Source organism: Pseudomonas sp. Q11, from assembly GCF_024494355.1.
Lineage (GTDB): Bacteria > Pseudomonadota > Gammaproteobacteria > Pseudomonadales > Pseudomonadaceae > Aquipseudomonas > Aquipseudomonas hefeiensis.
Genome location: NZ_JAKNQY010000001.1, coordinates 484,141 through 500,021 on the forward strand (window position 1 = coordinate 484,141; position 15,881 = coordinate 500,021).

General features: G+C 65.0%; 3 protein-coding genes. All 3 read left to right on the forward strand.

What is annotated here, in order from left to right; genetic code table 11:
• Positions 1–93 precede the first annotated feature (93 nt).
• Genes MA884_RS02015 through MA884_RS02025 form a run of 3 tightly spaced genes read left to right on the forward strand, consistent with a single transcriptional unit; the run spans position 94 to position 15,780 of the window.
• On the forward strand, positions 94–10,299 hold the full coding sequence (locus MA884_RS02015; RefSeq protein ID WP_256228746.1) for a non-ribosomal peptide synthetase: 10,206 nt from the start codon (positions 94–96) through the stop codon (positions 10,297–10,299).
• Positions 10,296–14,132 carry an amino acid adenylation domain-containing protein gene (locus tag MA884_RS02020; RefSeq protein WP_256228747.1) on the forward strand — a complete coding sequence of 1,279 codons (3,837 nt, stop codon included), beginning with the start codon at positions 10,296–10,298 and terminating at the stop codon, positions 14,130–14,132. Before MA884_RS02015 ends, MA884_RS02020 begins: the two co-directional genes overlap by 4 nt.
• Position 14,133: 1 nt before the next feature.
• Entirely contained in the window at positions 14,134–15,780 is a 1,647-nt protein-coding gene (locus MA884_RS02025) for a cyclic peptide export ABC transporter (RefSeq protein ID WP_256228748.1), read from the forward strand.
• Positions 15,781–15,881 lie beyond the last annotated feature (101 nt).

Genomic DNA, 15,881 nt, shown 5'->3' on the forward strand with positions numbered 1-15,881 from the left:
GAGCGACGCCGCGCCCGCGCAGGTCTGAGACCGGCGCGGCGCCTTGATCGACGCTCACTCAAGTTTCAAGACTTTGAAATGGACCAAGCAAGCATGAACAACATCGAAGACATCTACTCCCTTTCGCCGACCCAGCACGGTCTGTTGTTCCACAGCGTCTATGAACCGGATTCTCGGGTGTATTACCAGCAGTTGAGCCTGGACATGAACGGCCCGCTGCAACTGAGCGCGTTTCGCGGTGCCTGGCAGGCGCTGATGCGGCGCCACGCCGTGCTGCGCAGTGCTTTTCTCTGGGAGGAACTGGACGATGCCTATCAGGTGATGCAGCAGGACGTGGCATTGCCCCTGACCGAACTGGACTGGCAGGACCGCGCCGAACCCCAGGCCGCGCTGGAACAGTTGGCACTGGAACAACGCGCGCAACCCCTGGAGCTGAATGACTCACCGCTGATGCGCGTGTGCCTGGTGCGCCTGGCACCTGAACGCTGGCACCTGATCTGGACCTTCCATCACATTCTCATGGATGGCTGGAGCGTCGGCATTGCCGTCCAGGAGTGGCTGGCGCTGTACTACGAACAAGCCCATGGCCGCCCCGCCAACCTGGCGCCGACCCGCCCTTATCGCGATTACATTGCCTGGCTGGCGGAACAGGACATGGCCGCCACCGAAAGCTTCTGGCGCGAACAGTTGCAGGACGTCAGCGAGCCGACCCCACTGCCCAGCTTCGCCGTACGCCAGCCGGCACCGGCAGGGGCGCCGTTCGCCGAACGGGAAAGTCTGCTGACGGCCAGCGAAACCGAGCAACTGACGCACTTCGCCCGTCAGCATGACCTGACCATCAACACGCTGATCCAGGGCGCCTGGGCACTGCTGCTGGGCCAACACGCCGGGCGTGACGACGTGGTCTATGGCGTTACCGTCGCCGGGCGTCCGGAGAACCTGGCGGCGGTGGACAGCACCGTCGGGCTGTTCATCAATACCTTGCCGCTGCGCGTGCAATGGGCCGATGAGCCAACGCTGGTTGCCTGGCTGCAACACTTGCAGCAAGCCAACAGCGATCTGCGCCACCACGCCTATTTGCCGCTGGGCAAGCTCAAGTCGATGACGCGCATCGCCGCTGAACAGGCGCTGTTCGACTCGATCCTGGTGTTCGAGAACTTCCCGGTCACCGACGCGCTTAACCAGGACACCGGTGGCTTGAGTTTCAGTGCCCCAAGCAGCGACCAGCAGGCCGATGGCATTACCCTCACCCAAGGCCGCAACCACTTTCCGTTGTCGCTGATCGTGGTGCCGGACAAACAGCTGCACTACCTGATCAGCTATGACCGCAGCCGTTTCAGCGATGCCGAGGTGGCGGTGCTGTCGGCACAATTACGCGCGATCCTGTTGGCGATGACGGCGCACGCGCAGTGCCGGGTCAGCGAGCTTGAATGGCTGAGCCCGGAAGAACGCCAGCAACTGCTCATGCAGGGGCGCGGCGTGCAACTGCCGGTGCCCCCTGCGTGCCTGCACCAGCGCTTCGAACAACAGGTGGCCGCTCACCCTGAGCAACTGGCGGTCCGCGACCGTCAGGTCGCCCTGACCTACCGTGAACTGGACCAACAGGCCAACCGCCTCAGCCAGTATTTGCGCGCCCAGGGCATCGGCCACGACAGCGTGGTGGCACTGGCCCTGGAACGCAGCGCCGAGTTCGTGATCGCCCTGCTGGCCACCCTCAAGGCCGGCGCCGCCTATCTGCCGCTGGACCTCAAGCAGCCGGCCGGGCGCCTGGCCGACGTGCTGGTGGACAGCCGCGCCGCGCTGCTGATCGGTGCCGCCGCTTCACCCCTGCTCAAAGGCCTGGCCGAGCACACGCCGACGCTGTGGCTGGCGGAACAGGCCCACGCCATCGCCTCCCAGCCAGACACGCCACCTGCCGTGGTCCACAGCCCGACCGATGCTGCCTACGTGATCTACACCTCGGGCTCCACCGGCACCCCCAAGGGCGTAGTGGTCGAGCACCAGTCCATCGTCGATTACCTGACGGCGGTGCACGCAGTGCTCAACCCGCCACCGGCGGCTCGCTACGGCTTGCTGTCCAGCATCGCCGCCGACCTCGGCCACACCCAGCTGTTCGGCGCCCTGTGCAGCGGCGCCAGCTTGTTGCTGGTGGATGAAGACAGCGGTTTCAGCCCACTGGCACTGGCCGAACTCTTCGAGCAACACCCGGTGGATGTGCTGAAGATCACCCCAAGTCATCTGGCCGGCCTGTTGCAGGCGTTGCCCGATGACCGCCTGCTGCCCAGCGCCCTGCTGGTCTTCGGTGGCGACGCCCTCAGCCCGGCGCTGCTGGAACAGGTCAACCGCCTGGCGCCAGGGCTCCGGGTGTTCAACCACTATGGGCCGAGCGAAGCGACGGTCGGGGCGATTGCCACCGAACTGCCCGCGGGCCTGCGCAGCATCGCCCTCGGCCGGCCGCTGCCGAACCGTCAACTGCAAGTAGTCGATGCCAACGGTCGCCTGGTGCCCACCGGGGTATCCGGAGAGCTGCTGATCAGCGGCGTCCTGGCCCGGGGCTACCTGCACCGCCCGGACCTGACCGCCGAACGTTTCCATCTCGACGAGAATCAGCAACGCTGGTACCGCACTGGCGACCGCGTACGCTGGCAAGTAGACGGCCAACTGGCGTTCCTCGGCCGGGTCGATAGCCAGGTCAAGATCCGTGGCAATCGCCTGGAGCTGGGCGAAGTCGAAGCGCAGCTCAAGCGCTTGTCACCGCTGATCGAACAGGCGCTGGTCCGCGCCGTGGACCTGGACGGCAGCCTGCGCCTGGTGGCCTACCTGGTCGCCAGCCAGTCGCTGTCCGCCACCAAGCTGCGCAATGACCTGGGCGCGCGAGTGCCGGATTACATGGTGCCGGCGCACTTCATCACCCTCGACGAACTGCCCCTGACCCGCAACGGCAAGGTCGATGTCCAGCGCTTGCCGCTCCCGCAAAAACCCACGGACGACAGCGCCACCCACGTCGCCCCGCGCAATGAAGTCGAAGCGCAGCTGGCGGCCATCTGGCAGGACGTGCTGAAGCTGGAACGTGTCGGCGTGCATGACAACTTCTTCGCCCTGGGCGGTGACTCGATCATCAACTTGCAGATCATCGCCCGCGCCAACCAGCAAGGGCTGAAGCTCACGCCCCGCCAGCTCTTCGAGAACCGCACCATCGCCGATATCGCCCGGGTGCTGGGCGCCGATGCCAGCCATGGCGTGGCACACGAGATTGCCGATGGCTATGACCTGCCGCTGGCCGCCGGGCAATTGGCCCGCTTGCAACAAGGGCCGTTGCACGCCACCTGGCGTTGCGTGGCGCTGACCCAGGCCATCGACAGCGAGCTGCTGAGTCAGGCCATCGCGGCGTTGCAGCAACACCACCAGGCCTTGCGCCTGGCGCTCAAGGCCCAGCCGGAGGGCCAGTGGCAACAACGGGTGCTGGTCGCGGCCAAGGCCCCGGTCATCACCACCGAGAAACTGGAGACCTGTACGCCGGCGCAGTTGCAAGCCCTGGCCCAGGCCGGTGTCGACGCGCTGGAACTGGACGCCGGCCAAACCGTGCATGCCCGCCTGCTGGAGGTGGACGGCAAGCACGCCCTGCTGCTGGCCGCTCATCCGTTGTGCCTGGACGAAGCCTCCTGGTCGCTGCTGCTGACGGACCTCAACCTGGCCCTGGCGCAACTACGCTATCAGCGGCCGGTGCGCCTGTCCTATACCGGTGGCGATTTCACCCAGTGGACGCGGCACCAACAAGCCCATGCACAGGGCGACGCTCTGGACGACGCCTGGGAACACTGGCTGCAATACGCCGGCATGGAAACGCTGCAACTGCCTGACAGCCAGCAGCCGGCCAGCGTGGTCGAACAGACCCTGGCGGCCGCCACCTCAGGCGAACTCAAGCGCCTGGGCGAAGTGCTGCAACTGGACTGGAACAGCCTGTTGGCCGCTGCCGTGGTCGAACAGTGCCGTGAACGGTGCGGCAATGGCCTGGTGGCGCTGAGCATGCACGCTGCCCGTCCGAACGCCGAGCGCCTGCCGGTGGATGCGCCGATTGCCGTGGCCGACCTCGACCCGACACGCATCATCGGGCCGTTGGCCCTGGCGGTGCCGTACTTCCTCCAGCCCGAAGGCGACAGCCTGCTGCAACGCTTGCAGGCCCTGACCGCACAGATGCGCGCCTACCCGCAGCACGGCGTCGACTATGGCGCCCTGCGCTTCCTGTCGGACAACACCTACCTGCAAGAGCCACTACGCGACCTGCCGGCGGCCTCGGTGGCCATTCGCTGGCTCGGCAACCTCGACAGCCATCGTGAAGAGCGCGGCATCCTGGCCCAGGTCGAAGCCGCAACTCCATCGGCGGCCTCGCCTTGCCCGCTGACCCTGGACGCCTGGTGGCTGGATGACTGCCTGCACCTGCGCAGCCAGGGCACCCTCGCCGCCGACTGGGCACCGCGCCTTGCGCAACGCTTGAACGAACTCGCCGCACTGGCCAGCGCAGCCGACCTGCGCCCCGCCAGCCAGGCATTCGCGCTGTGCCACAAGCAAGCGGCGACCCTGGCATCCGAACCGCTGGACTGGTCGAACATCGAAGACGTCTACCCGCTGTCGTCCATGCAACAAGGCATGCTGTTGCACACCCTGTTGCAACCCCACAGCGGCATCTACCTGATGCAACAACGCTACAGCTGGGACGGGGTATTGCAGCGCCCGGCGATGGAGGCCGCATGGCAACTGTTCCTCGAGCGCCATCCGATGATGCGCACCGCCTTCTGGTGGCAGGACGATCATGAGCCGCTGCAATGCGTGTACCGCCAGACCCACCGGGCGTTTGACTGGCAGGACCTGCGCCACCTCGACGAGGAGCAGCAGCGCCTGGCCATGGACCAGGCCCTCGAAGCACAACGCCTGCAAGGTTTCGACATGGCCTGCGCGCCACTGACCCACCTGCGGGTGTTCCAACTCGATGAGCGACGCTTCGCCGTGGTGCGCAGCTTCCACCACATCCTGACCGACGCCTGGTGCTTCGGCCTGCTGATGGAAGACCTGCTGGCGATCTACCAGGCCATCGTGCGCCAGGAGCCAGTGGCCCGCGCGCGCCTGCGCTCGTTCCGCGGCTACATGAGTTGGCTGGAACGCCATGACATGGCCGCCGCCCACGCGTTCTGGCAGGCCGAAATGGCCGGTTTCAGCGAGCCGACGCCACTGCATGTAGACAGCCCCGTGGCCGGCCCGGAACAGGCGCCGGAACAGGTCGGCGACTTCGACCAGACCCTGAGCATCGCCCAGACCCAGCGGCTGCAGCAGCTGTGCCAGCAATACCAACTGACCCCCAACACCTGGATCCAGGGCGCCTGGGCGCTGTTGCTGTCGCGCTACAGCGGCAACCGCGATGTGCTGTTCGGCGTGACCGTCGCCGGCCGCCCGACTGACCTTGCCGGTGTAGAAGAAATGGTCGGGCTGTTCATCAACAGCCTGCCACTGCGCATCGATGTCGACCCAGAGATGCCAGTGGCCGACTGGTTGCAGGCGCTGCTGTCCCACAACGCGCAATTGCGCGAACACGAAAGCGCTTCGCTGGTGGACATCCAGCGTTGCAGCCAGGTGCCGCGCGGCCAGCAGTTGTTCGACAGCCTGGTGGTGTTCGAGAACGCGCCGCTGGACATCAGCAGCGTGCAACTGGATGCCTTCAGCATCGACATCTATGAAGACCGCGTGCACACCAACTTCCCGATGACGGTGGTGCTGTACCCCGGCGACCGCCTGGGCATTCGCCTGTCCTACGACAGCATGCGTTTCAGCACTGACACCGTGCAGCGCATGCTCGGCCATCTGGTGCAGCTGCTTTCGGGCATGCTGGAGACGCCGCAGGCGCCACTGGGCAGCCTGCACATGCTGCCCGAGGCGGAACGCCGGCAGTTGCAGATCGACTGCAACCGCAGCGACGTCGACTTCCCGCTGGAGCGCGGCTATGCGGCGCTGTTCGCCGAACAAGTGCGCAACCGTCCACAACACCTCGCCGCGGTATGCCAGGGGCAATCGCTGACCTACGCCGAACTGGACCGCCGCGCCAACAGCATCGCCCATGCGCTGCAAGCGGTCGGTGCCGGCCCGGAAACCCTGGTGGCGCTGTTCGCTGAGCGTGGCCTGGCCTTGCTGACGATGATGATCGCCACGCTCAAGGTCGGCGCGGCGTTCCAGGCCCTGGACATCCAACAGCCCCACACACGGCTGGCGGAGTTGCTGGACCTCGGTGAAGCGCCACTGTTGCTGGTCTGCGAGCACGCAAGCTCAACGCTGGACAACGTCCTGCCGCAGATGCGCCAGCAACCCACCTGCCTGATCGCCCAGGCACTCTGGCAAGGTCGCGAACAGCCGCCGGTCAGCTATGCGCACGACCCGGATCAACTGGCCTACGTGATCTTCACTTCCGGTTCCACCGGCACGCCCAAAGGTGTGATGGTCGAACAGCGCGGGATGCTCAACAACATGTTCGGCAAGGTCCCGAGCCTGGGCCTGGGTGAGCACGACCGGATTGCCCAGACCGCTTCGGCAGCGTTCGATATCAGCGTGTGGCAGTTCCTCGCCGCGCCGCTGTTCGGCGCCACCGTGCACATCCTTCCCGATGCCCAGGCCCACGACCCTGTGGCCCTGCTCGATGCGGTTCAAGAGCAGCAACTGACCCTGCTGGAAACCGTGCCGGCGCTGATTCGCGGCATGCTCCAGGAAAGCCTGGCGCACCACAGCCTGGCGAGCCTGCGCTGGCTCCTGCCCACCGGTGAGGCATTGCCGCCGGCCCTGGCGCGGGACTGGTTCGCCCGCTTCCCGGCGATCCCGTTGATGAACGCCTACGGTCCCGCCGAATGCTCGGACGACGTTGCCTTCTATCCCATCACCGAAGCGCCCGCCGACGATTGCCTGCACATGCCCATCGGCAAGCCTACCGCCAATAACCAGGTGTTCGTGCTCGACTCGGCGCTGCGCCTGGTCCCTGTCGGTGTACCCGGCGAATTGTGCATCGGTGGTGTCGGCGTGGGTCGCGGTTACCTGCGCGACCCGCAGCGCACCCGCGAAGCTTTTGTTCCGCACCCGTTCCAGGCCGATGCGCGGTTGTATCGCAGCGGTGATATCGGCCGGATGCGCGCCGATGGCGTGATCGAATACCTCGGGCGGCGCGACCAGCAAGTGAAGATCCGTGGCCACCGCATCGAACTGGGCGAAATCGAAAACCGCCTGATGCAACACCCAGCAGTGGACAGCGCGGTGGTACTGGCGCTGCCCGACGCGCGCGGGGCGTTGCAACTGGTGGCCTGGTACGTGCTCGACGAAGCGGCCGACCTCGGCGGCGAGTCCGCGCAACAAGCCTTGAGCACTTACCTGGGCCAGCAACTGGCAAGCTACATGGTTCCGGCCCGTTGGCTGGTGCTTGAACAATTGCCGCTGAACGCCAATGGCAAGGTCGACCGTCGCGCCCTCGCCGCGCTGGGTGTGCCCGTGGACGAGACGGCGCAGGCGCAAGGCATGGCACCGCGCACGTCAACCGAGAAAGTGCTCGCCGAACTCTGGCAGGAAATCCTCGGTCTGGACGATGTCGGTGTGCACGACGACTTCTTCGCCATCGGCGGTCACTCGCTGCTGGCCACCCAGGTGTTGTCGCGGATTCGCCGACGGTTGAACGTGAACCTGCCGCTGCGCACGCTGTTCGAGCGTGGCACCCTCGAACAATTGGCCGAAGCGGTCGATCAGCAGCGCGACGCCCAGACCGAGGCCGACGGCAACAGCGAGATTGCCCTGGCGCCACGCAACCAGCCATTGCCGCTGTCCTACAGCCAGCAACGGTTGTGGTTCCTGGATCGCTTCGAAGGCCCCAGCGCCGCCTACAACATGACCACCACCATCAGGCTGCGTGGGGCGTTGGACATCGCAGCGTTGCAAGCGGCGTTGCAGGCCGTGTTCGAACGCCATGAGTCCTTGCGCACGGCGTTCCACCTCCATGGCGACCAGCCTTGCCAGGTCATCAGCCCCGCACCGCAGGTTGACCTGACGCCGACCGAGTTGAGTCACCTCGATACCGAGGAACAGGCGCAAACCCTGCAACGCTTGATCGATAAGCAGGCGGCACGCCCGTTCGATCTGCAACAGGCGCCGATGTTGCGCGCCAGCTTGCTACGTCTGGGCACCGACGATCATGTGCTGCAACTGGTGTTGCATCACATCGCTACCGATGCCTGGTCCATGGGCATCCTCATGCAAGAACTGATCGTCGGGTACCAGGCCCGCACCAGTGGCTCGACACCGGTGCTGCCGGTGTTGCCGATGCAGTTCGCCGACTATGCCTTCTGGCAACGCAGCGAAACCCAACAGCGCCTGCTGGCACGGGCCATCGATTACTGGCGCCGCCAGCTCGACGGCGCGCCAACCTTGATCCCGCTGCCGCTTGACCAGCCACGCCCGGCGCGTCCCGACTACCAGGGGGCGGCCCTGGAGCAACGCTTCACACCGGCCCAGGCACAGGTGCTCAAGGCCTATGCTCAAGAGCAGCGGGCGACGCTGTTCATGGTCCTGCTCAATGCCTTCAACAGCCTGCTGCAACGGGCCACCGGGGCCAACGACTTTATTGTCGGCACCGACCTGGCCAACCGCGAACATCCGGCCCTGGAACACCTCATCGGCTTCTTCGTCAACGTGCTGCCGATCCGTGCCCGCCTGAGCGAGGGCGAAACCTTTGACGCCCGTCTGCAACGCTTGCGCGAGGATTGCCTGTCGGCGTTCCAGCACCAGCAGGTGCCGTTCGACAAACTGGTCGAGGAGCTGCAACCGCCGCGTACACCAGGGGTCAATCCACTGGTCCAGGTGCTGTTCGTCATGCAGAACACCCCCAGCGGCAATGCCAGCCTGCCGGACCTTGAGGTGGAACACCTGGTATCACGCCAGGAAAGCAGCAAGTTCGACCTCGCCGTGTTTGTCGAAGAGGACGAAGATCAAGGCCTGAACGTGCGCTGGGTGTATCGCACCAGCGTGTTGCAGGAGCCGACCATCCAGCGCCTCGAACAAGGCTTCGAGAGCCTGTTGGAGCAGATCGTCTCGGCCCCGGGGCAAGCGCTGGACAATTGGTCGTGGCGCCTTGAGGGCGGCAACGCCAGCGCGGCGTCCTTGGCGGATTCGTCGCTCGACGAGGCCACGGCCCGCAGCGCGCGCAAGCAGTCCAAATTGAGCAAGCTCAAGCAGACCCGTGCAACCGCCGTGAGCCAGGTGGCCCATGAGCAGGTCCGTACCCGCACCTTCAACGCCGGGCAAGCCTTGCCGTTGGTGATCGAGCCGTTGCTCGGCGACCTGGACCCGGTGCACTGGGCGCTGCAAGCGCGGGAATGGATCAATGCCCAGTTGCTGACCCACGGCGGCCTGCTGTTCCGGGGTTTCAACCTGCCGGATGCGGGTGCTTTCGAACAGTTCGCCCAGGCCATCGAACCCGACCTCTACGGGACCTACGGCGACCTGCCAAAAAACAAATCCGGCAAGAACATCTACCACTCCACGCCGTACCCGGAACAGCACATGATTCTCTTCCACAACGAGAGTTCCCATCTGCCGCAGTGGCCACGCAAGCAGTGGTTCTATTGCGAAACGCCGGCACCGCGTGGTGGCTGCACGCCCATCGTCGATTGCCGGCAGGTGTTGGCGCGCTTGCCCGAGGACATCGTCGCTCGCTTCAAGGCTCTGGGGCTGCTGTACGTGCGGCACTTCACCGACAAGCTGGATGTGCGCTGGCAGGACTTCTTCAAGACCGAGCAACGCGAAGAAGTCGAACGTCAATGCCTGGCGTCGGGCATGCGCTGGGAATGGCTGGAGGCCGATAACCTGCGGATCGCCCAGCACTGCCCGGCCATCGTCGAGCATCCCGAGACCTTGGAACTGTCGTTCTTCAACCAGGTGCAACTGCACCACACCGCCTGCCTGGAGCCGGAAGTGCGCAACAATCTGATCAGCCTGTTCGGCCCCGGACATTTGCCCCGCAACGTGTACTACGGCGACGGCAGCGTGATCGAAGACGCGGTGATGCAAGTGATCGGCGAGGCTTATGAAGACTGCGCGGTACGTTTCAGTTGGCAAAAGGGTGACATGGTGATGCTGGACAATATGTTGGTGGCCCACGCTCGGGACCCCTTCGAGGGTGAGCGCAAGATCTGTGTCGCCATGGGCCAGATGATGCGTCGCGAACAATTGACCGGTTGCCTGCCCGAAGCACAGCCGGCGCTGGCTGCGGAGGTGCAGGCATGAGCGCCTTTGAGACCCGTGAAGAAGCTTTCGCCCTCTCGCCCCAACAACGCAGCCAGTGGTTGGCGGGGTTGCCAGCCGCGCGCCTGGACCTGGAAATAAAAGGCCCGTTGGCCCTGGAGCGCCTGCACCAACGACTTGCCGCCCTGAGCGCGTGTCACGAGGCCCTGCGCCTGCGAGTACGGGCTGAGCCGGGCTTGCTGATGCCCTTGCAGGTGGTTGAATCCACCGTCATGGCTGCGGACGCCATCAGCGTCGAGGTGCAAGCGCTCGACGGCGATCGGCAGCGGGTGACACTGCAATTGCCGGCGCTGAGCGCGGATCGCGGGACCTTGCTGCGCCTGGCACAGGCATTGGGCTCGATAGACGCGCCATCGGTGGATGACGAGGCGATGACCTATACCCAGTACAGCGCCTGGCTCTATGAATTGCAGGCCGATGAAGACGCCGAGCCTGGCCGGCGTTTCTGGGCCAGCCAGGCCCTGGACGAAGCGGCCGCCAGCGAGTTGCTCTACCGTCAGGTACGCAGCGACCGCTGCGACGCCCCGGTGACCACTCGCCTGAGCGCCAACCCACAGTTGAGCATGGCCCTCGACAGCTTCTGCCAACGTCACGACGCTTCGCCCGAGCAAGTCCTGATGACGGCCTGGGGCGTGCTGTTGCAGCGCCTGAGTAGCGGCGACAGCCCGGCACTGACCTTGAACTGGGTCCACGATTGCCGCGACGACTATGAAGAACTCGCCGATTGCTGGGGATTGTTCGCCAAGCCCCTGCCCCTGCGCTGGCAAGCAGCAGCGGACAGCCAGTTTGCCCAGACCCTGGCGAATCTGCAGGCGCTCTGCGAGCAAGCCACCGAATGGCAGGAATACTGCGGCGTCAGCGCTGCACTGCCGGCCGCCGCTTTGCAGTATGGCTTCCAGTGGGGTGGGCAGTTGCCCGATCGGCTCGACACCTTGGGCAGCATGGCGTCGACGCTCACCGTGCTGGACGCACAGGCCATCCCCGCCGGTATGGAGCTGCTGCTGGTGGCCGAAACGACCGCTGGCGGCTATCGCCTGAACCTCTGCCACCTGCCGGGCCGCTACAGCGAACAGGCCGCTTTGGTCCTGCTGGAGCAATTCCAATCGCTGCTGCTCGATGCCCTTGCCAACCCAGGCAAGCCCCTGGCCGAACTGTCAGTGCAGGCGCCGAGTTTTAGCGCAACGCTGGCCGCCCTGCAGGCGTCAGTCGACGTCGCAGCGCTGCCGTTTACCAGCGTGCCGGCGAGCTTCGATGCGTGTGCCGCGCAGTTTCCCGAGCACTTGGCCCTGCGCGACCACAATGGGCAACTGAGCTATGCCCAACTGCAGGCCCGCAGTAACCAACTGGCGCATTACCTGCGCGCCCAGGGCGTGGGTCGCGAAGATCGCGTGGCGTTGTATCTGGATCGCTCGGCGCAGATGGTCCTGGCCATGCTCGCCGTGCTCAAGAGCGGCGCGGCGTTCGTTCCCTTGGATGTGCATCAGCCGGCACAGCGCTCACTGGCGATCCTGCAACAAGCCCAGCCGGTCTTCATCCTGACTGGTTCGGCCGGCAGCGCCCCCGCGCTACCGGGCATCGGCGGCCTCGACCTGCGCGATGAAGCGGCCTGGCAGCAAGCGCCAACGACTGCCATGAGCGTCGAGATCCAGGCACAGGACGCGGCCTACGTGCTGTTCACTTCCGGCAGCACCGGCACGCCTAAAGGTGTCATCGTCGAGCACGGACAACTGGCCAGTTATGTCGCCAGCGTATCCCGGCGCTTGCAACTGGCCGCAGGCGAACGCAGCGCAGTGGTCACTTCATTGGCGGCCGACCTGGGCTACACGTTGCTGTTTCCGGCCCTGCTCAGCGGCGGCGAATTGCACCTGCTGGACAAGGAAACGGCCATGGACGCCCAAGCCTGGGCCGCCTGGCAGGCGCAGTACCCGATCGATCACTTGAAGATCGTGCCGTCGTTGCTCGACGCCTGGTTGATTCACGCCCAAAGCGCTGCCGTGTTGCCACGCAAGCAATTGATCCTCGGTGGCGAAAGCTGTTCGCGGCGCCTGTTGCAAAGCATTCGCGGCCTCGCTCCGGCGCTGGCGGTCTTCAACCATTACGGCCCGACCGAAACCACTGTTGGGGTGGTGATGCACAAAACCGATCCGAACGTGGATTATCGTCGCCTGCCCCTCAGCGACCGTCTCGACGGTATGCGCCTGTACCTGCTCGACGAGCAGCAAGCGCTGGCCGCCCCCGGGCAAAGCGCCGAGCTGTATATCGCCGGCCCGCAACTGGCCCGCGGTTACCTGGACACGCAACAAAGCGCCGAGCGTTTTATCGAGCTGGCGCACCTGCCGGGCGAACGTCTCTATCGCAGCGGCGACATGGCCCGCTATCGCCACGACGGCAGCCTGGAAATCACCGGACGTGCGGACCGCCAGGTGAAAATCCGTGGTTTCCGCGTGGAGCTCGACGAGATCCAGGCGCAACTGACCGGCCTCCCCGGTGTAGCCCAGGCCGCGGTGGAATGCATCCCCCGCGGCGAGCTCGGCCAGCAACTGTTCGCCTTCATGACCCTGGCCCCCGGACATTCGACCACGGTCGCCCGGCTGCATGGCCAGGCCCAGGATTGCTTGCCGGACTACATGCTGCCGACCCTGCGGATCGTCGAAGCCTTGCCACTGATGGGCAACGGCAAGCTCGACCGCAAGACCTTGCAGCAATGGGCTGACAAAGTCCTCGACACGGTTGGCAGTGCCTTGCCGCGCACGCCGCTGGAAGCCCTGCTCGCCGAGGTCTGGGCACAGGTGCTGGGCCTGGAGCGAGTGGGCATCGACGATGATTTCTTCGAGCTGGGCGGCCATTCCCTGGCGGCGGTGACGCTTGCCAGTCGCCTGCAGACCGCGCTGTCGGCACCGGTGACGGTCAATGCGGTGTTCAACGCCCCGAGTGTCTCGGCATTTGCAGCATTGGTGCAGGCCGAACTCAAGCTCTCGCCGCTGGTACGGTTGTCGGCGCCCAACGCCGTTGAAGCCCCCAACCTGTTCTGCTTCCACCCCTCCACCGGCCACGTGCAAGATTACCGCACGCTGCTGGCGCCGCTGTCGGGTTGGCATCTGTGGGGCTTGCAGGCGGCGTACCTGAGTGATGACAGCGCAACGCTGGGCGGCGATATCGAGAGCCTCGCCGCGCTCTATGTCGAGCACCTGCGCCAACAACAACCTCAGGGGCCTTACCACCTGCTGGGCTTCTCCCTCGGCGGTCTGCTGGCGATTGCCGCGGCCGCGCGCCTGGAAAGCCAGGGCGAAGCAGTGGCGTTTCTCGGTATCATCGACTCGCAGTACCAGCACCAGGCGCCAGAAGACAGTGTCGAGGCGCTGCTGGAATCAGCCTCCCAAGCGCTGACACCGGACAGCCAGAGCGTGTTGCGCCAGTTGCCGCCACCGATCATGGCCGCATTGCGGGAGCAGCTGGACGCCCTGCCCCCAGCGGCACGCCTGCCGGAGCTGGTGCAGTGGGCACGCCAGCAAGGCCTGCAACTCGATGGCGACAGTTGGGAGCACCTGCAGACGCGGCTAAACTACCAGCAGCATACCCAGCATCTGCTGGCCACGTTCAGGCCCGTACGGTTGAACTGCCCGGTACATGTCTGGTGGGCAAGCGACACCCTGGCCCAGGCTGATTTCGCCGACCCACGTTGGCAAGACCTGAGCAGCGGGCCGTTGACCCGCGAGGTCATCACGGCGCAACACCTGACCATCCTTGAGCAACGCGCCTTGCACGAACAATTGGCGGCGCGTCTCACGGCCATTGCTACACACGGAGCGGTTTGAAATGGATCTGTTGTTACTCATGGCTAAACGCTCCTGGCGCGCACTGCTGGTGGCGACCCTGACGGGGTTGATCTGCGGCCTCGCGGCAGCCGGTCTGATCGCCAACATCAACCACAGCCTGGAGGTGTTCGATCAGCTGCGCCCGGTGGATGGCCTGCTCTTCGCCGGCCTGGTGGTGTTGGTCGCAGTGTCGCGGATCATCTCCGACATCAGCCTGTTGCGCCTGGGCCAGGCTGCGGTCAACGACATGCGCCTGCACCTGAGCGCCAAGCTGATCGACACGCCCTACGCGCAATTGCAGCGCCTGGGCAAGCATCGCCTGCTGGCGATGCTCACCGACGATACGCAAACCATCAGCCAGGCGGTGGAGCTGGTGCCGATCCTGCTGGTCAACGTCGGGATCATCGCCGCGTGCCTCGGCTACCTGGGTTGGCTCAGCATGCCATTGCTCGGTCTGACGCTGCTGCTGATCGTCCTGGGCAGCCTGAGCTTCCACTGGCCACAACGGCGGGCACTGACCTCGATTTCCCGTGCTCGCGAGCTCAAGGACCAGTTGTTCAATCAATACCGCCTGCTCACCGATGGCAGCAAGGAACTGCAGCTCAACCATCCGCGCCGGCAGCACTTCTTCACCCGCCTGCTGATACCGGTGAGCCAGCAATACCGCCGCGATTTTGTTCGGGGCATGAGCATCTACGCCCTGGTCCTGAACTGGGGCAACGCGGTGTTCTACATGCTGATCGGCGTGGTGCTGTTCGCCGCGCCGCATTTCATCGAGCTGAGCGCGAGCCTGGTTACCGGCTATATCCTGGCGATCCTCTACATGATCACGCCGTTGTCGGAACTGATGCACGCCTTGCCGACCCTCGGCCGGGCCAGCGTGGCCCTGAACAAGATCCGCGCCCTGGAAGGCGAGATGCAAACCGCCGACGAGACCGTTGACACAATCTCGCCGACCCAGGTTCGCAGCCTGGTGTGCCGCCAGGTCACCCACACTTACTACCGCGAGCGCGAGGACGGGCATTTCACCCTGGGCCCGATCGACCTCACCCTCAATGCCGGTGAAGTGGTGTTCATCACCGGCGGCAACGGCAGCGGCAAGACCACCCTGGCGCTGTTGCTGACCGGGCTGTACCGGCCGGAAAGCGGCGACATCATGCTCGACGAGCAAGTGTCCTCGAGCAATGACAATCACCATTTCCGGCAGCACTTCTCAGCGATCTTTACCGACTTCTGCCTGTTCGAGAACCTGTTCGATGGCGACGACCCGCACATGGTGAAACAGGCACAAGACTACCTGGTGCACCTGCAACTGGACCACAAGGTGCAGATCGAGGACGGCAAGCTGACGACGCTGGCGTTGTCCACCGGGCAACGCAAGCGCCTGGCGCTGCTCAGTGCGTACCTGGACGATCGCCCGTGCTACCTGTTCGACGAATGGGCGGCCGACCAGGACCCGGTGTTCAAGCACTTCTTCTACACCCGGATCCTGCCGGACCTGCGCGAGCGCGGCAAACTACTGATCGTCATCTCCCATGACGACGCCTATTTCGGCCTGGCCGACCGGCTGATTCGCATCGAACATGGCAAGCTCAGCGAAGTCACCGTCGAGGCCGACGCGCCGTCCGTGGCGCAAATGCTGTCTTGAGGAGACCCTGAACACTGTGGGTAATGCTGTTCACTTTTTTTGAAACATCTACTCGCCTTTTTCCAGACGGGTAGTGTGCATATCCGTTGCTGCGGTAACGG